14 protein-coding genes are annotated in these 18944 nt (G+C 59.5%); 4 read left to right on the top strand and 10 right to left on the bottom strand.

Features of this window, described 5'->3' with window-relative positions; all coding sequences use genetic code 11:
* Window positions 1-4: 4 nt before the first annotated feature.
* Window positions 5-598, top strand: a complete 594-nt coding sequence (locus tag F6A13_RS08770) for a hypothetical protein (RefSeq protein WP_126604191.1) — start codon at window positions 5-7, stop codon at window positions 596-598.
* Between the two features lie 14 nt (window positions 599-612).
* Window positions 613-4179: a pilus assembly protein gene (locus tag F6A13_RS08765; protein WP_126604190.1), complete on the top strand. Its 3567-nt coding sequence runs from the start codon at window positions 613-615 to the stop codon at window positions 4177-4179.
* 33 nt (window positions 4180-4212) lie between these two features.
* Here F6A13_RS08765 and F6A13_RS08760 read toward each other — a convergent pair whose 3' ends face one another.
* The 10 genes from F6A13_RS08760 to F6A13_RS08715 all read right to left on the bottom strand — a co-directional run bounded on the left by F6A13_RS08760 (window position 4213) and on the right by F6A13_RS08715 (window position 14760).
* On the bottom strand, window positions 4213-4581 hold the full coding sequence (locus F6A13_RS08760; protein ID WP_126604189.1) for a protoglobin domain-containing protein: 369 nt from the start codon (window positions 4579-4581) through the stop codon (window positions 4213-4215).
* Window positions 4568-4999 (bottom strand): putative toxin-antitoxin system toxin component, PIN family, encoded by a 432-nt coding sequence (locus F6A13_RS08755; protein ID WP_126604188.1) that lies wholly within the window; start codon window positions 4997-4999, stop codon window positions 4568-4570. Before F6A13_RS08755 ends, F6A13_RS08760 begins: the two co-directional genes overlap by 14 nt.
* 6 nt (window positions 5000-5005) lie before the next feature.
* Window positions 5006-5299: a type II toxin-antitoxin system Phd/YefM family antitoxin gene (locus F6A13_RS08750; RefSeq protein WP_113525869.1), complete on the bottom strand. Its 294-nt coding sequence runs from the start codon at window positions 5297-5299 to the stop codon at window positions 5006-5008.
* A gap of 96 nt (window positions 5300-5395) precedes the next feature.
* Complete coding sequence (locus F6A13_RS08745) at window positions 5396-6445, bottom strand: EamA family transporter (protein WP_113525499.1); 1050 nt, start codon at window positions 6443-6445, stop codon at window positions 5396-5398.
* 171 nt (window positions 6446-6616) lie between these two features.
* On the bottom strand, window positions 6617-7033 hold the full coding sequence (locus F6A13_RS08740) for a hypothetical protein (RefSeq protein WP_126604187.1): 417 nt from the start codon (window positions 7031-7033) through the stop codon (window positions 6617-6619).
* Window positions 7034-7070: 37 nt separating this feature from the next.
* A complete protein-coding gene (locus F6A13_RS08735; RefSeq protein WP_225981775.1) occupies window positions 7071-10172 on the bottom strand; it encodes an efflux RND transporter permease subunit in 3102 nt (1033 codons plus the stop codon).
* A complete protein-coding gene (locus F6A13_RS08730) occupies window positions 10169-11185 on the bottom strand; it encodes an efflux RND transporter periplasmic adaptor subunit (RefSeq protein WP_126604186.1) in 1017 nt (338 codons plus the stop codon). Before F6A13_RS08730 ends, F6A13_RS08735 begins: the two co-directional genes overlap by 4 nt.
* Window positions 11182-12486 (bottom strand): TolC family protein, encoded by a 1305-nt coding sequence (locus F6A13_RS08725; RefSeq protein WP_151528157.1) that lies wholly within the window; start codon window positions 12484-12486, stop codon window positions 11182-11184. Before F6A13_RS08725 ends, F6A13_RS08730 begins: the two co-directional genes overlap by 4 nt.
* Before the next feature lie 179 nt (window positions 12487-12665).
* Window positions 12666-14108, bottom strand: coding sequence for a heavy metal sensor histidine kinase (locus F6A13_RS08720; protein WP_151528156.1), 1443 nt, complete (start codon window positions 14106-14108; stop codon window positions 12666-12668).
* A complete protein-coding gene (locus F6A13_RS08715) occupies window positions 14086-14760 on the bottom strand; it encodes a heavy metal response regulator transcription factor (RefSeq protein ID WP_113525503.1) in 675 nt (224 codons plus the stop codon). Before F6A13_RS08715 ends, F6A13_RS08720 begins: the two co-directional genes overlap by 23 nt.
* 76 nt (window positions 14761-14836) lie before the next feature.
* Between F6A13_RS08715 and F6A13_RS08710 the strand changes: the two genes are divergently transcribed.
* Window positions 14837-15787: a hypothetical protein gene (locus tag F6A13_RS08710; protein WP_151528424.1), complete on the top strand. Its 951-nt coding sequence runs from the start codon at window positions 14837-14839 to the stop codon at window positions 15785-15787.
* Window positions 15788-16017: 230 nt separating this feature from the next.
* Window positions 16018-18381 carry a TonB-dependent receptor gene (locus F6A13_RS08705; protein ID WP_151528155.1) on the top strand — a complete coding sequence of 788 codons (2364 nt, stop codon included), beginning with the start codon at window positions 16018-16020 and terminating at the stop codon, window positions 18379-18381.
* Window positions 18382-18944: the final 563 nt, after the last annotated feature.

Genomic DNA, 18944 nt, shown 5'->3' with positions numbered 1-18944 from the left:
TGGGATGCAAGAAACACATAACGAATCCGGGCAAGCCTTACTGACGGCCGTCATCGTGCTGGTGATTCTGGCCATATTAGGCTATGCGGCACTGGAATACGGCAGCCAGACTGCGCGCCTCACTTTTAATGAGACGGCCCGAAACGTAGCCCAGCATCTAGACTCCTTGGCCACACAGGACGCGATGAATTGGGGCAATGCCAATATTTCTTTTCCGCCCGGCACGCCTACCGGCACGGCACCCGCTTATTTTTATAACGATGCCTGTGTTAATGGTTCCGTTGGCTGCACAGCCCCCCTTACAGCAGCCCAGGTAGCAGCGACCAGTTCGGTATGGAATACCGCCGCCACAGTCAATCCAAGTGTGGTCGCACCGCTGGCATCCAGTTTCCCCGGCGCCACCGTGAAGTGGGTCATGGAATACTATGGGCAGGGCTTATGCACCATATCCGGATGCTCCAGCACGCAAGCCCCGACCAATATGTGCACCTGCTATTACTATCGCATCTCCGCGCTCACCACCAACAACCCAAATAATCCCGCGAACGGGATCTCCGCCGTCACACAAATTCTTTATCGGATACCGCAGCCCCGATAATAGGGAGAAGAACCATGCGCCACGGTCCCAGAACACGGCACTATCCACTTTGGCTGGGTGCGGCCCTCGCCTTCTCTCCATTCGCACTGGCCGGTGCAGCCACGCTCCCTCCGACGTTGCCGATATCCTCCATTCCGCTGATCAGTGTGCAATATGGCGCACCACAGGTGTTGTTCGTACTGGACAATTCACAGTCCATGGACGGGAATCTGGCAGGCGCTATCATGACGGGGTCGGGAACGGCGACGGACAACGGCAATCCAGTTGATCTGAACTCCTCCAGTCCGGCGAATTATACGGTGCCTGCCGGGTTCACCGCGCCGGTAAGTGGCACCACGAGCGGCAGCGCGCCTTATACCGTCAATGGCACAGATAACTCGGCCAGCCGTCTGAACGTAGCCAAAGAGGCTATCCAGCAGGCTTATAATCAGTGGAACGGGGTGATGGATTTCGGACTCATGGATTATGGCGTGAAGGGGACTCCCAGCAAATACACTACATGGGTTTATTACATGAGCGGTCCGGATGGCTTTGCATTTGGGACCTCTTCCACAGCCCCCACCCAAACGAAGGACGGACTGACCGTGCCGCTGCAGTCGGTGCCCAACCCTTGCTATTATCCGAACACGCAGGCGACCACATCCTGCCAAGATATTCATGCCTATTTCACCAGGATAGGCGTTAGCGGAAGTTTTAGCGATCCATGGTTATACATACAGGACACCAGTGACGAGCCGGATATCAACGATGTGCTTTATGCTTCGAGAAGGTTGCCGTCCAACTTTATCACCTATGCGGGACCGCACCCGACCTCTCCCTACACGGGCTATACCCTGTCGAATTACAACAACGGGACCATCCTTGAGAATTACAACAAGAGCACAGTTCCCGGTGCCTTTGGTACCTCTCCTACCAATGCCGGATACGTGCCTTATTCCCCGCAGGTCTGGTATTCCGAAAGAGGATTCGGGTATGACAACAATATAACCAATTCAGGGTCATTACCCATATCCATCCAAAAGTCTACTGCGACGCAAGGCCAGCTTTTCGCCGCGCAACTTGCCCCAGAAACCAATACAAATAGCTCCGAAATAAAAGCAGATGCTATTAATGCAACAATGGCTGGAACCTTAGCCAGCGCCTATGACTACCTCATGGGCACTTCGGGGCCTGCGTTACCATCCAGTACGTGTACATCCAAGAAATATGTCATTCTGGTCACTGACGGTTTACCGACTGTTGACAACCAGGGCGGGCTTTGGCCGCCACTAGGCAGCGCTGCGGCGGCCGGATATGGGGTGACGGCCACTTTCAACCAAAACGGCACCGTGAACACCACGAATGACCAGGCCCTTACCGACACCATCGCCGCCATTACGACACTACAGCAGGCGGGGATAGATACCTACGTGGTGGGCATGGGTGCCGGTGTGGACCCCAGCTTGAACCCAACGGCCTATGCGACGCTCAACGCCATGGCCATTGCCGGCGGCACGCAGAAGGCGATAGCCGCCACCAGCCCTGCCGCCGTGGCGCAGTCCCTGACCGCCATCCTGCAAGCCATTGAGGCCAACCAGAGTACCACCGGCGTGGCGCTGAACTCGTCCAGTCAAGCGGGAGCCAACTTGGTTTATCAGGCCAGCTATACCACCAAGGTCTGGATCGGCAACCTCAAGGCGGAAACCCTGAGCAGTGTGTTGAGCACCCCCAACTCCCCGACCATTTCGTGGCAAGCCGTGGGCGCCAACCCCGGCGGTACCATAACCAGCGGCAGTCTGCAAAACGGGTCGGCACCTAATGTCTTTAGCTGGAACCCGGCCTGCACCAAAACAACCGCATGCGGCATTCCCTTTACCTGGAATTCTTTATCTTCTACCCAGCAAACAGACCTGGACCAGGGCTACTACAGCACGCTCTCCGGCAGCCAACAAGCCAGCTTTGGAAGTGCTGCCGCATATGGTCAAGCCATCATGCAATGGCTGCTGAACGGCAACACCAGCGGCGGCGTCTTCCGCACACCGTCAGCCCTGCTTGCCGACATTGTGGACAGTACGCCGCTCTATGTAGGGCCACCGAATGATGGCAGCCTGGAGCCTTCCTATCAGAACTTCGTCACCGCACACGCCACTCGCACGCCGATGGTCTATGTGGGTTCCAACGGCGGCATGTTGTACGGTTTCAATGCCCTTACCGGCGCGCCGGTCTTCAGCTTCGTGCCCAATGGGGTTTATCCCAATCTGGCGCAGCTCCCTCAACTGAATTACACCCACCAATACTACGTGGATGGCAGCCCAACGGAAGCGGATATCCAGTTTTCCGGCGGCACAACTCCCTGGAACAGCGTGCTGGTCGGCGGCCTGGACAGTGGTGGCGACAGTATCTACGCCCTCAATGTCACCGATCCCACCAGTTTCTCCGCTTCGGATGTGATGTGGGAGTTTACCAACCCGGATTTGGGGCTCACCTACAGTCAGCCGCAGATCGCTGAGGTGGATGACAACGGCACGCCCACCTGGGCGGCGATTTTTGGCTCGGGCTACAACAGCCCGGCGGGGTGGCCTTACCTGTTCATCGTCAACGCGCAGACCGGCACGCTCATTCAATCCGTCGACCTCTGTAGTTACCTGCCCGCTAGTGAAGCCAGCTATTGCAGTGCCAGTTATCCGGATGGCTTATCGACCCCTGCGGTTGCCAGTTCCGGTAATGGCTTCGTCGCTGGCACAGTCTACGCAGGTGATCTGCAGGGCAACCTCTGGCGCATCAACGTGCAACAATTGTTAAACCCGACCACTAGCACTAGCTCGGGTACCCAACCGCCTGCAGTATCTGTACTTTTTCATGCGACGACCACACAAACCACCACCAGCAGCACCGGGGTGACCACAACCACCACGGTGCCGCAGCCCATTACCACACAACCGACAGTCACAGCCAGTCCTCGGGGGGCACCTCCCGGCAACTTTGTGACCTTTGGCACGGGCCAGCTACTGACCACCAGTGATCTGACCAATACCAATGTGCAATCCATTTACGCCGTTCTCGACAACGGATCAGGTACCACCATCACCCAAAGCCAGCTACAGGCACGGGGTATCACTGGCGCCACGGCCACTAACGGCCAGAAGGTTATCGTGGCTGCGGCCAATACCAGCAATCTGATCAACTGGGCTTCACAGGACGGTTGGTATCTCCCCCTCACCGATGCGGGGAGCGGAAACATTCCGGTGGGTCTGCGCTCCATTACCAACATGGATTTGAATCTCAACCGGCTGATCTTTACGCTGTATGCGCCAAACACGGCCACCTGCGGAGGCACCGGTCAGAGCTACCTGATGATTCTCAACTATGCGGAAGGCACCACCTTTGGACAGCCCCAATTTTTCGTCAACAACAACCTCAGCAACCCACTCACGTCAGGTGGCGCTAATGTTTCCGGCGTCTCGCTGGGCAACCAATATGCGGGGGCACCCACGCAATCCGGCAATCACCTGCTGATACCCTTGGGTAATGGTACCATCACGCCATTCACCTTGGCACCGCCCCCTCTCTCACCCGTGGGATGGCGGAGTATTATTCAGTGAGGTTCCGATGCTCGTTTCGGTCTCCGTGGAGACTTAGTTCCGCAGGTTGATGAGATTCTCCAACAGGGCCGGGCGCATTCCGGTAGCGGCTGTCAGCCGTCGCATGCGTTCGGCTTCGTAGGCCGAATCGATCAAATATTGACAAATATCCAGCAGGTGCATCAGCACCCTGGTACAGGTCCCGATGGTATAACCCTCCGTCTGGGCGGCGGCTTCGATTTCTTCATGGATGCGGGTGCGTTCGTCGGCCAATAGCCGTTCATAGAAACGGTCTGTGAGTGCCGGTATGCGCGGCGCTAGGTGTTGGGAGAGCTGGCAAAGATGCTTCTCGTCCTCCGGGGGAAAACCGCTGATGTTGATGAGGCTCTGAACATCGCCGGTTACGGAGTTACACTCCCCCATGCGTCCGCCAGAATTCCATTGGGCTGATTATAGGATATCGATCAGCCAACACCAGAAGGTCTTTGTCTCCCGTGATGAGGTAGTCAGCACCAGACGTCTTGAGAGCAGCCTGCAGAGTGTGCAGCACCGGTTGATCCTTGTCGTCGCGCAAGTGCGGGTCCAACCCAGGCCATGGTGCGATCAGTTCTGCTTGGATGGCCAGAATGTCTACCAGATCGCCCATCTCAGCCACCGTCAGCCCATGGCGGTGCACCAGACGGGGCAGTACCCGGCGCAGTTCATCAAGGATATAGTCTGATAGCAGTACCTCAATGGAAGCATGTCGCCACGCGGTCAGGATCTTGCCCGGCACGCTGGCCGGGTATGCTATGCCGGAAAGCAGCACGTTGGTGTCCAGCACCACCCGCAATGCCGCCATGAACGGTTAGTGACCCTCAGCGGAAATGGACGATTCCCGCCGTTCTTGAGCGACGGCCGCGTCGATCTCCGCTATCCCTGTAGATTCGGGTACTTGCGAAAATCCCGCTTCGATCCTTTGGCACAGCGCATCAAAGCGACCCTGCATCCGGCGAATGCGCTCGAAAAGACGTGCATCGATGAGCACGGCAACGGGTTTCCCATCTTTGTTGATCATCACGCTGTCGTGGCGATACTGCACCTGGTTGAGCATTTCTCCCAGGTTCTGGCGAAAATTGACCGCGTTGGTTTCCGTAATCATGGCATCACCTTCATTAACCATAATGATCATTATGGTCTCGTGCCATGCCAAGATCAATCCGGCATCGTATCTGTGCCACCGCATTACCTGATTCAGTTAATGGTCATGCAGATGGTGCATGTCTGGTGTGTGGGCGTGGTTGTGGGTCAGCGCCTCGTGCTGGTGCGGGTGGCGATGACGAACTCCCGGCGCCACCGGAAACGCATGGGTGTGCTGGTGATGTGCTCCATGCACATGGGTATGATCATGTTCCATAAAGGTATGGGTATGGGTATGTTCGTGACGCTCGGTGAGATGCATCCAGATACCCCAGCCCATCAGCGCCCCGGCAATCACCAGGAGCGGGCTGACCGGAGCCCCGAGCATCACGCTGAGTACGGCACCGACAAAGGGCGCGCTGGAAAAATACGCTCCGGTCCGCGCACTGCCGAGATGGCGCAGGCCGACCACGAAAAGGGCGAGGCTGACGCCATAGGCGAAAAATCCGAGCAACATTGCCGCCGCCACGTCGGGCAGGGCGGGCAGATGGTCACCGAGCAGCAGAGCCAGGCCGAGATTGACGCCGCCCGCCACCCAGCCCTTATTGGCGGCGATCCAGGTCGTATCCGTCAGGGATACCTTGCGAGTCAGATTGTTATCCACACCCCAGGCGAAGCAGGCGCCGATGATGGCGGCAGCGGACCAGAGATGATCAAGATGCACCTGCCCAGGCCAACTGAGGAGGACCATCCCCAGCACGATTGCCGCCATACCCCAGGCAATGCGTCGGTCAAAACTTTCCCTGAACACCCACCACGCGAGCAGCGTCGTAAACACGGTTTCCGCATTCAACAACAGGGATGCCGTCGATGCCGCAGCACCTCGCAAACCGATCATGAACAGCACCGGCGCCACGATCCCCCCGGACAGCACCGAAGCGGCAAACCAGAAGGCATCTCGGCGCGTTAGCCGCACGGATTCGGCACGTCGCAACCAGCGGTAGAGCGTCAGGCCCAGACCTGAGCCCAGATAGAGGAGTCCAGCCAGCATCCACGGACTCACCGACGCCAGCAGGACCTTCGCTAGCGGTGTGCTTGCGCCGAAAAGCAGTGCCGACAGAAGAGCGGCCTGAATGCCAGGCCGCTGCAGGGTATGGAGGCGTGGCATGGGAGTCCTGTCGTTGGGGCTGGGCAGTTTACGCCCTGGATTCATCGTTAATACGTAACCCACGCGCTACCGACGGGAAGGCGCGTTTGCGCTGGCTGCTCCCGGCCTGTGGAGCCGAGGAACGAACCTGTTGCCCGGGACTTCGCTTTCCGCGCAGAGGCGTGCTGCGCCCTAACGCCGCGGACCGCCACCCATTCCAGCGCCCGCCCCGGCTCCCATCATTCCGGTACCAGGGCCCATGCCCGCCGCGCCGCCACCCATACCGGCGCCGCCATTCATACGGCCGGGACCCATGCCGGCGCCGCCTACGGGCGGTACGGCGGGTAAGGTTACCCCTCTTTTCTTGGCCAGTTCCATCATCTCTTCGTGGTGTTCCTGACGTATCCGTTCGCGTTCCTGGATCGTCTTGGCCGCACGCAATTTAGCGCGATACTCCACACGCTCCTTGGGGGTCATCAACTGACTACCATACATCATCTGGTTTTGAACCTGCCCGGCAGCAGGGGCTGCATCTGCTGCGAGGGCAACCCCGGCCGGCAGACACAGGACAGCTCCCAAGATCGGAATGAAAAATGATTTTTTTAACATTTTGCACCTCCAGTGCATTATCAACGCCATCAGAATATTAGTTTCTATTGCCCTTTTCTGCAAGGAAACCGGTCCGCTGATCCGGGTCCGACAGCGGGGGCCTGACGGGCCATGCGGCATAGAGTACCGGCGCCAGCCACAAAGACATGAACACGGACAGCAGCAAGCCACCCATGACCGCTACCGCGAGGGGCTTGAGCAGGTCGGTGCCGTGGCCGATGCCGATGGCCAGCGGCAGAAAGCCGAAGACATCGGCGAGCATGGTCATCAGGATGGGGCGCAGGCGCTGGCGGGCGGCGAGGGCGACCATGGCGGGGCGCGGTTGCGGGCCACCGAGTTGCCGGGCGCGGGCGAAAATCAGAATCACATTATTGACGGCAATGGCAAAGACCAGCAGCACCCCGAGGAAGGCGGTGCTGTCGAGATCGATGCCGAGCAGCAGCAGCGCCAGCAGCGCCCCCGGTGCCGCCAGCGCGATGGCCAACAGTGCGGAGATGGCGGCGCGCTGACTGCTGAACTGAAAGCCGAGCAAGATCAGGAGCAAGGCTAGCGCCCCTCCGAGAATCAGCGCCATCTGCTGAAAGCTCTGGGACTGCTGGCGATAGTAGCCGCCGAGCAGGGTCGTCACATTTGTCGGCAGATGCAGGCCCGCCACCACCGCGCGCGCCTTGTCGGCGGCCTGCGCCAACCCCTCACCGGGCTTCGGCTGCAGCCAGACATAGGCGTCAGGCACCAGATTTTGATGGGTCACGAAAGGTATCGCGCCCTGCACATGTACGCCGGCGATGCTCGCAAGCGGAGTAAAGCTTCCGTCCGGCAGGCGAATGGGGAGGCTGTCCATCGCGCGCGGGGTGAAATCGTGACCGGCGAGGCTGACGCGAATCGGCAGAATCTGCTCGCCGTGCAGGAGGAAACCCGCCTGCCGCCCCCAGAAACGCGCCTTGACCTGGCCGGCTAGCTCCGGTGGGGTAATGCCATAGATCGCGGCGAGTGGCGACGGGGTGATCTCCAACTCCGGACCAGCGGAAGGCGACTTGAAGTTCACGGACTCAAAGGCGTGGCTCTGGCGCAATGCGGCCGCCAGACGCGCGCCCTGGGCACGCAAGGTGGTGGAATCCGAGCCGAAGAGGTACACCACCAGCGGCGCGTGGGCACCGGAGAGATTACCCAGGCGTACAATCATCGTTTGGTGGAGCGTCAAGGAGAGCAGATTGGGAGCCATCTGACGGAACTGTACATGCAACGTACGCATCACCGCCTCGGTGCTCTGCGCGTGATTGGGCTTGAGGACAATGGCGATAGCCCCTTTGTTGGCTGGCGCATGGAGGAACTGGAAGCCGCGCCCGACCATCAACGATGCCCGCTCCACATTGGGGTTCTCCAGCGCCACCCGCATGAAATCCCGTCCCACGCGGGTGGTTTCCGCCACGCTGCTGCCGACGGGGGTACGAAAGGGCACCGAGATCACGCCCTCGTCCCAATGAGGCAGGAAAGCGGTGGGCAAGGTGGTCAGCGCCAACCATCCCGCGCCCGCGAGGAGCAGGACCACCGGAATGGCCCACCACGGGCGGCGCATGCCGAAGATCAGCCAGCGGCTGAAATGTCGGCGTAACCAACGTTCTGCACGGTTTCGCCGGTTCTGCTGCGGACGCCCGGCGAGCCATGCGGCCAATACTGGCGTCACCAGCAGGGCGACGATTTGCGACGTCAGCAGCGCAATGACGATGGCCAGCGCCATATGCCGAAACAGGAGTCCCAGCGTGCCGGACAAAAAAATCAGCGGCAGAAAGATCAGGCAGGAGGTGAGGGTGGCCAGGGTCATCAGTGGCAGAATTTCGGCGGCGCGACGTAAGGCTAATCGTCGTCGCGCCGAGCGTTCGCCGTGCAGACCGTGGAGTCCGCGTTCGACCACCACGATGGCATGATCCACCAGTGCGCCAATCGCTGCCGTCAAACCGCCGAGGGTCATGATGTTGAGTCCGTACCCCAGCGCATGCAGCACCAGAAAAGTGGCCGCCAGGGCCAGCGGGACGACCACCAGGGTTGCCAGTGCCCCATCGAAACGACCCAGAAACGCCAGGACCACCAGCCAGGCGATCAGACTGCCGAGCCCGAGGGCGATCCAGACATCGCGCAGGCTGCTGCTGATCAGATGGCTCAAGTCGTAGATCGGTACCAGTTGTACACCCGGTGGCAGGTGCGCTCGCAAGGTTGCCAGTCGGCTTTGAACGGCACGGGCGACATTCACGTCGTTGGCCCGCGATTGGGACAGCACATCGATGATCAGGGCATGGCGATAGCCGGGAACGGCGGCGTCGGTGAGCAAGGGCGGTGGACCGACCCGCACCTGTCCCAGCGCGCCCAATGCCAGCGGGGCGCGGATGCCTTCGGCATTGGCCGGGCCGAGGGGCAGGGTGAGGGCGGCTAGATGCCCCGTGTCCACCGGCCGTGGTGTGGTGGCGACGATAAATTGCTGGTGATAGGCGTGCAGAATGCCGGAGAAAAAAGGCCCCTGGGCGAGGCGGAGGGTGTCGATCACCTGCTGTGCCGTCAGGTGATATTGCGCCAGGCGCACCGGGTTCAGATCGATATGCACCTGCGGCCAACCGCGGCCGGTGCCCTGCACCTGATAGACGCCGGGAATCGCCAGCAGGGCAGGGCGAACCTGGAAGGCGAAAGTCGGCATCATCGCCGAGCTGTCCTGCCGATTGGACACCAGTGCATACTCGGCGAAGGGGTAGGTGTAAGGCGCCATGCGCGTCACCCGCATCTGCGCGCCGACGGGTAGGCGAACCTGCGAGAGGCGGGCCTGCAGCATGAGATAAGCGGTCTGCGGATTGACGCCGGGGTTGAAGTAGACATTGAGCTTGGTGAGTCCATTGCCGGTTTGCGAGCGCACCAGCCGGACGCCCGGCTGACCCTTGGCCAGCGCCTCCAGCGGTCGGGTGATCTCGACTTCCATGAATTTGACCGGCAGACTGCCGTCGTTGACCAGCACCGCCACGCGCGGGAAATCGACATTGGGAAATACGCTTTCCGGCAGGCTTTTTAAGGCGAACCAGCCGGCTGCCAGCAGAAACAGGGCAGCGAGGATGACGCTGGAGCGATTTTCCCAGAGGAACTCCAGATAACGCTTCATGGTTTCTGGACCTGCACGGGGGTGCCGCCGACGAGGCGGGCGTTGCCGGAGCGTACGACGGGTTCCCCGACCCGGAGATCACCGCTGACCCAGGTGCGATCGCCGCGGCTGGCGACGATGTGAACGGGCACCACGACCGCCCGCCCGTGGCGAACGGCGAATACCTCGGTGCGGGCGCCACGCATGACGATGCTGGCCGTCGGCAGAACGAAGGCCGTCGTCCCCGGCGACGGCAGCCGCACCTGCAGCCACTCGCCGGGCAATAACGAGCTGCCGGTGGGCAGGTCGATGTAGACGGGCACCAGGCCCAGATGCCGTGCGCTTTGTCCGACGGAGCGAATCTTGCCGTGCCCCCGCCAGTTGCTGCCATCAAGCCCTACTACCGTTCCTATCCGCAGCCCCTGCGCCACGGCAGGCGTAACGTAGGCGCGCGCCCAGGGCGCTCCGCGGCCGGCGAGAGTGGCGATGGGCTGGCCAGCGTTGACCACCGCGCCGGCGGGCACCAGATAGTGCAGGCTCCCGGCGAAGGGGGCGGTCAGTTGCTGCTGGTTCGATTGCGCCTGCAAGACGCGGAGGGCGGACCGGGATTCGTCCAGCGCCAGTTTCGCCTGCTCCACATCCTGCCGGGAGAGGACCCCATCGGCATAGAGTTTCCGGTTACGGAACCACTGGCTGCGGCTGAAAGCGACCCGCGCCCGGGCGGCGCTGATAGTCGCCTGCAGGCCGGGCGGCGCGATATGCGCCACCAGAGCCCCGGCAGGGATTTGTCCAGCCGGCAGCAGCGGGCCGAGCACCCGGCCGGTCACTGTGGCGGTCAGGGTCACTTGACCGTTGCTCTCGACGGTGGCGAGTACGGTGTTCTCCTGCTGGGCAGGCGCGGCGGCGACAACGGCCAGGCGTACCGGCAGTGCCCAAGCCGCGTCCACGCCGGCCAGCCAGAGTAGCATCCCGAGGCCGACGATTGCGGACCAGCGCGGAGAAATGTGGATCATGGAGCGTTTGTGGGGAGTCATGACGGCTTCCTTTGGTCGGGCAACAAGCCGCTATCCAATGCCAGTTGCGCACGTGTCAGGCGGGCGCGGATGGCGGCGCCAGCGGTTTGCAACTGGGCCTGAACCCAGCCGTTCTCCGCTTGTTGTAACGCCAGTGCGCTTTCCGCACCGGCGAGGTAGCCCTTACGGGTCATGGTATAGACCGTCCGTGCGGTCTGTTCCAGCGTCCGCGCATCCTGCAAGGCGTTTGCTGCCGCCTGTGCCGCCCCGTAATCGGCCGCCAGACGACTACGAATCTGCAGTTGCAGTGCCGCCTTGGCGGCCTGCATGGCGGCCACCTGCTCCTGCGCCGCGGCGACCAGATCCCGGTTGCGGCCAAAGCCAAAAATGGGCATCTGCAGGCTAAGGATCGCCTGCCAGCCCAACTGCTGGCTTTGCGGCAATGTCGAGGTGTCCACCCCATAGGCGCCGGTGGCGGCGATGACCGGCAGCCGCGCCGCCCGCCGATAGTGCAACAGCGACCGTGCCGATTGAATTTCTCCTTCGGCGACGCGCAACAGTGGCTGCGATTGGTCGGCTTGCTGGCGGAGCATTTTTGACCCTGGCAAAGCGGTGAGTGGGGCGGCCACGGGCGCCAGTGCAGGCAGCGCCGCCATCCCGTAGCCCGTCTGCAGTGCGAGCACCTGACGCGCCGCCCGCGCCCGCGGTCGCGCCTGATTAAGCCCCATCCGGATACGCACCAGGGTCAATTGGGATTGACTCAAATCCAGGCGGGAGCGAGTCCCCGCACGGTAGCCCTCTTGTGTCGCCACGAACATCTGGCGCGCGTCCGTCAGCGCCCTGCGCCACACGGCCAGTTCGTTATCGTTCAGCGCGAGTTGGTAATACGCCATGGTCACCTGTGCCGCGACCGCAAGTCGTGCCTGCTGCAGGCGGTAACGGGCGATGGCCGAGCGGTCGCGTGCCAACGCCGATAAGGCATAGGCTTGCGGCGCATACAGTGGGATCTGCAGGCGAATCTGTCCAATCAACTCCCGTGCGCCATTGGCACTGACAAAGCGCGGCTGGCCGTTCTGGGTTTGGGTCCAGATGCCTCCAGTACTCAGCGAGAGGGCGGGCAACAGATCGGCATGGGCCGCACGACCCTGATCCTCGCTCTCCGCGATCATGTGCTGCGCCTGCTGCACCACCGCCTGATTGACCAGCGCGCGCTGAATCGCACTCTGTAACGTCAGATCGTCAGCCGAGGCGGTACCCGAGAACAGACAGGCGCCGATTCCGAGCGCAGTCGCTATCTGCCGCGTTGCGGCTTTGTGCGTCATGCACGGACCTTTATGGTGAAAAACGCGGGATTATTTCGGTGCTTTTCCGGGGATTTCCGATAATCGGCCACTACAATTTTATCTCCGCACAGGATTAAATACCGCCATAGCTGCTGCGGCCATTAGCGCATTATCGCAAAAGCAGGAAACCGGAAGATTACTGCAACCTGACGAAGTCGTCATCTTTGGTGCGATGCCAGAGTTTCCGTTGTGATAATCGGGAAAGATAAAGTGACAGTGGTGCCCCTCCCCAATTCACTCTGCAGTGCAATTTCGCCGCCGTGCAAATGCATGATGGAGCGCACGATGGCGAGCCCCAGCCCGGTGCCCTGACCCTGACGCAGTCGCGCCGTATCCGCACAATAAAAGCGGTCCAACACATGGGGCAGATCTTCGGGCGCTATCCCGGAACCGCTATCACTGACGATGATCTGCAGTAGCGAAGGCTGAATGGTGGTCCAGATACTGACCTGCCCCCCCGCGGGGGTATGGCGCAGCGCGTTGCCGAGCAGGTTGCCGAGGGCGCGCCGCAACAGTCCGGGATTCGCCGCTACCGACCCAATGGCCCTGTTGACCAGCGCAACCCCCAACTCGTCGGCCATCGCCTGATAAAAGGCGCAGACCGCTGCCGCCTCCTCCCGAACATCCAGCACGGGCTTGTCGAGCCGGGCATCAGACTGCTCCGCGCGGGCGAGAAAGAGGAGGGCATCCACCATCCCTGACAGGCGCCCGTACTCCTCCATGGCTGACTCGATGCATGCCTGGTATTCTGCCGGACTGCGTTGCCTGGAAAGGGTGATTTCCGCCTCGCCGCGCAGGATGTGCAGAGGTGTGCGCAGTTCATGGGCGACATCTGCGGAAAACCGCGATATGCGGTTGAAGGATGTCTCCAGCCGGCCCAGCAGGCGGTCGAAGTTTGCTGCCAGGGTACGCAACTCGTTCGGCCAATGTTCGTCCGCAACGCGCCGATGCAACTGTCCGGCACCCAGTTCGTCGACGATCTCGGCGAGCCGCGCGACTGGGCGCATACCCCGTCGCGCGATCAGATAACCCGCGCCCAAGGCCACCAGCAGGGCAAGAACGATCGCCAGCAGCAGCGCCCGCCGGTAGGCTGCCAGAAAGTTGTCCTCCTGCGCCATGCTCATGGCCACATAGATGGTGGCAGGCGGGTTGCCGGCATAGCTGCGCGCCATGATGCGATAACGCCGGCCGTTCGCCGCAGCCCATTTCCATTCTTTTTCCGGTAACGGCGCCGGAGAGCCGGCAAAAGGCCGTGGCCCCTCCAGAATGGGATTGGATGAAGGGCTGCGGGTGATGACGCCTTCTGCGGGGCGGTTGACCCAGATGTAGACGCCGCGAATCGTACTCGCCTCTAATTGCGTTTCATGTCGTAGTGCCTCTGTATTCCCGGTATGTCGCCTTAGTGCGCTATGCACTGCATGGATCTTGCTGGCTAAAATCTGGTTGTCGACGTGCCGTAATTGCGCCGCGAGTACCCAATACAAGGCGCTGCCAGCGGCGGCAATCAATACAACGCTGAGCAATGCATACCAAAACGTCAGGCGTACAGCTATCGAACCGGTAACGCGGCGGAGGGTTTCAGTCGCGTGTTTCAAGGACATAACCGACTCCTCGCAAGGTATGAATCAGCTTGCTGGAATAGGGGTCGTCGACCTTTCTGCGCAGCCTGCGGATGGCGACATCCACCACATTGCTGTCGCCGTCAAAATTCATGTCCCAGACTTGCTCGGCGATCCGGGTACGGGTCAGTACTTCGCCGGGAAAGCGCATCAGATAGGCCAATAGCCGGTATTCCTGAGGGGCAAGGCTGATGGTATCTCCCGCCCGCCAGACCTTATGCCGCAACGAATCGATCTCTAGATCGGCATAACGGAGCACGTCTTCGGAGCGTACGTTACTGCGGCGCAGGAGGTTATGCACCCGCGCCAGCAGTTCGGAAAAGGCGAAGGGCTTGATCAGATAGTCATCGGCGCCGAGCTTCAGACCCCTCACCCGCTGGGAGACGGCGTCCAGCGCCGTCAGCAGAAGGACCGGCTGATCGGCCCGTCGGCTGCGGATTTCCTGTAACACCCACCAGCCATCGCGCTGCGGCAGCATGACGTCGAGTACGATGACGTCGTAGTTCCCCGTCACCGCCAGATGTTGTCCGTCCACACCATTGACAGCGATATCTGCGATATCCCCCTCCTCTGAAAAACCTTTTTTCAGAAAAGCGGCGGTTTTGGGCTCATCTTCAATGATCAGTATCTTCATGATGTATATTCTTTTTGACCTTCCTGCCGATTTCCTGAAGAATATCCGGGCTATTAATGACACAATCAGAGGCATGATGAAAACACCACAGTCATTGGAACTGCGTCGTAAACAGGCGTTCGGTGCTGTCCGTATTCTTTTCGGTCTGATCTGGCTGATCAATACTTGGTTGCAACTCGATCCCGCCTACAGTATGCACTTTCTCGGTACCTTCAGTGCCGATTGGGTATCCGGGCAACCCGCCTGGATTGCCGGCTACGGTCACTGGATGGCGCAACTGGTCCAGCAACTGGGCGCGCAAACTATGGCGTATGCGACGATAGCCCTCGACGCCATCCTTGCGGCTTCCCTGATCACGGGAGTCGGCGTGCCATTACTGGCCTGGGTGGGGGTGATCTACAACCTCTGGCTATGGAGCACCGTTGGGGGTTTTGGCGGTCCCTACACCCAGGGTGCGACCGACCCCGGCACCGCCATCATTTATGCGCTCTGCTTCCTACTCGTGGTCTGGACGCGAAGCTGGGAAGGCCTGAGCTTCAGCAAGGCACCGCATCGCCCCATTTACGCTCCCGCCATACATACGGCTCGTATTCTCTTCGGCATACTCTGGGCCTTCGATGCATACTGGAAATGGCAACCCTATTTTCTCACCCATGCGGTCACCTACCTGCAACAGGCCCTGCCGGGCGAACCGGCATGGATCGCCGCCTATATCAGCTTCTTCATCTCGGTCATCACCTGGGCGGGCCCGGTGCTTTTTGGCTATTTTGCCGCGATCATGGAAAGTATCATCGCTTTTTACCTGATCATCGGCCGTGGCCTGCGCTGGGTGATCCCGGTGGGTATTGCCTACAGCATTGGCGTCTGGACCACGGCAGAAGGCTGGGGCGCACCGTTTCTGCCGGGCGCCACCGCCAATAAGGGCGATGTCCTGGGTACCACCAATATCTACGTCATCGCGTTTCTTTTCCTGGCGGTCTGGGTATATTTCACTCCGGAACCCAGAAGTAACAAAGGTAAGCGATAAATCCGCATCATCTCTACTCTCCAGCCCTATCCGTGTCGCGCGGCCCTCCCGTGCGGCGCACCACTCCCAAAAATGTCATGAAAAAGTCATAAAACTGTCGTATTAGTGTCATGTTGCTTCGTTAGCATATCCCCTCTTCGAGAAAAACAGAGCCCGCCCATATCGGGCCGCGGTGCCGTTCACCGGCTCGTAAGACATAACTACCGTCCAGTAAAAGGGAGTATTTCGATATGCGTAGCAACATGAAGTTACGTCCGGTCGTCGTTGCGCTCATGGCATCTGGAGTGCTGCTGTCGAGCGTGCCAGTCATGGCCGACGGCATCACCGCCAGTACCCAAAGCGCCGAAAACAGCTCGGTCGATGTGGGTCAGGTCAATGCCGCAGCGCAGGGGACTACTACCCTGGGGAGCCGTGAGGCGCAATCTCTTAGTCAAAAAACCCGTTTTGATTCAGGACAGTCTATAAAAGTGCTGGATAAGCATGAGTTGGCGGCGGCAGGTCCGATGGGTGGCAGCGCACAGGCGTTGTCCTATGCGCCGGGCGTCGGTGTTTCCGGCTACGGATATACCGGCTCCACCAAGACCTCTATCAGCGTGAACGGGATCAAGCAGGGTTGGGGCGGTTTCTCCGGTGGCCAGATTGACAACGGCAGCCTTTCCGTCACCTTTGACGGCGTTCCCATGGTGAATCCGTCCAGTGGCCTCTGGGAGAGCCCACAGGTGCCGCAGAACGGCATTCTGCAGGGTATCGGCATCACCTATGGTCCCGGTAACCCGGTGGATCGCTGGTATAACAACATCGGCGGCCAGATCGATTTTGTCCCCCTGCAGCCCACCAATAAAGCCGGTGCTTCGATCAAGATGAGCTACGGCAGCTACGATACCAAGAATATCGTCTTCAACGTGCGCACCGGGAGCATAGACGGCTGGTCCACCATCCTCGCGGGTGGTTCCGGTTCCGGCAACAGCTATCGGCAATCTCCGGATGGTTTTACCAACCCCAGTTATAACTACGCCTGGTTCCTGAAAACCCGCAAAACCTTCAGCAACGGTGACTTCTCACTGGGTGCCTACCTGGCAAAAGGTTCCGGCTACCGGCCGGTATCCATCCCCCTCAACCCCATTGCCGGTGTGACCATGGATGGTACGCCAAACTCGCCGCTGTATAGCCAGGCGACGTCAGGGTACTATTCCTCTCTGCCGGAAAACGTCTGGTTCAAACAGGACAGCAACAGCACCTGGCTGGTCTATAGCAAACTGAACCTCGCACTGGACAGCATGGTGGGTCTGCATAACACGCTCTGGTACCGCAATGGCCACCGTCTGCATTTCCACTACAACAACTACGGGCTGTCCAATCCGGGTAATCTGTACGAATACAATAACCCCCATACCAATGTGTACGGCGACAAGCTGTGGTTTTCGGTGGCGTTGCCCTACAACGATGTGAATGTGGGTGGATTCTTCCTGAATAGCCGGTATAACTCGCGGAATGCCTTTTACAATACCAACCCGCCGTATTACGGCTCGGTGTCTGTGCCCAACGCGCACTATCGCAGCGACTATTTCGACCAGACCGACCTTGCCGCGTTCATCCAGGACCGGATCAGTCCGATGAAGAACCTGCATATCACGCCGGGCGTGCGTTTCATCAATTATCAGACGCGTTACACGCCTGCCGCGCAGTCGGATTTTGCCGCGGCCTATGCCCTGTATCCGCAAAATAACCAGGGCGCGCTCCCGACCGCCAGCAACAGCTTCACCAAGGTAGAGCCCTCGGTGGATTTCAACTGGCAGCCGATGAAATGGCTGGCGGTATTTGCCAGCTATGCGCAGGCGTTCAAGGAACCGCAGGTGGGCGGTGGTGGTGGTCTGTATCAAGCTACCCCACCGATTTATAGCCTGGAAAAAAGCGCCGATTACAATGCTGGCATAAAGATTCATTTCAGGGATGCCGCTTACCTGCATAATTTCTTCCTGCTGGCGAGTTTTTACCATCTGCACTATACCAACCAATATATTCCGTTCTACGATGCCAATGGCAATTATCTGGGGGACGCGAATGGTGACTCCATCTATCAGGGGATCAATATGGCATTGGAAGATGACCCGATTTACAATCTGCACGTCTTTGCCAACCTCAATTTCGAGAAGGCGACTTTCGCCCATTACGTAACCGGCGGCGTCAGTTATAACGGGCTGCCGGTATCCAACGTGCCGAGCAGCACCTTTAATATCGGCACGGCGTATAGCTACTATCTCTCGGGCGTGTTGCTGGAGCCGCGGATCTGGTATCAGTACACCGGCGCACAAAATATCTTCAATAACAATACGACCGCCCCAAGCCGGCAGAAAATGCCGGGTTATGGGACGGTGAATCTGGGTTTTGACAGCACCATCCCCACGCGTGGGAGTATTCCGGGTTTGAAAGACGTCAAGCTGAGCGTCGATGTCCTCAATCTTGCCAATAATCGTTATAACGAGTTCCAGTACATCACCGCCGGTGGGCTTCTGGGTGGGAACTCGGCCGGGCAGATGCTGGCATTGCCTGGCGCGCCGCTGACGGTATATGGAAGTATTGCGGCAGACTTCTAGGCCCGCCGTTATTGGTGATTTTCGGCAGGAAGGTTCCAGCGTGTTGTGTCTGGGGCTTTTCTGCCGATATTTTTCAGAAGATCCACCGTATGGTTATTCTTCTCTAATGCCTTTTGGGCTGTTGCCGGTTCATCCACTCTCGACAAAGACTACGTGTTTTACTTCATGCTCTTGATTATTGCGTGAGAATCCCATTTAGGAGGCAGCGAGTCTATCTGATTGCCGGGGAGTCTCTTGACAGAGACCGTGCGGACCATGATCCTGGAGCAAGCGTGGTCACCGGAACAGATGGCGGGGAGTTTGTGCATGGAGCACTCGGAGGCAGAGGCTTCCAACCAGCGGATTTCCCATGAGACCATGAAATTTTTTGGTTTTCGAACATCGGCCGAAGTGATGTCCCAGCATATCAAATAGGTCCCAGTAATCACAAGATTTTTGTTTATGTTGGCGAGGCGCATGCCGCATATGTTTATCAACCCGCTCATGGATGATGTACGGGTTTGGCTACTCTGCAGGGTACCTCCTCATCGAGCTTCGAACCCGTAGATTTGACGGTAATTCTC

Origin of the sequence: Acidithiobacillus sp. 'AMD consortium' (genome assembly GCF_008926505.1) — a bacterium.
GTDB lineage: Bacteria > Pseudomonadota > Gammaproteobacteria > Acidithiobacillales > Acidithiobacillaceae > Acidithiobacillus > Acidithiobacillus ferridurans.
This window is presented reverse-complemented; position numbering and strand designations above follow the sequence as displayed.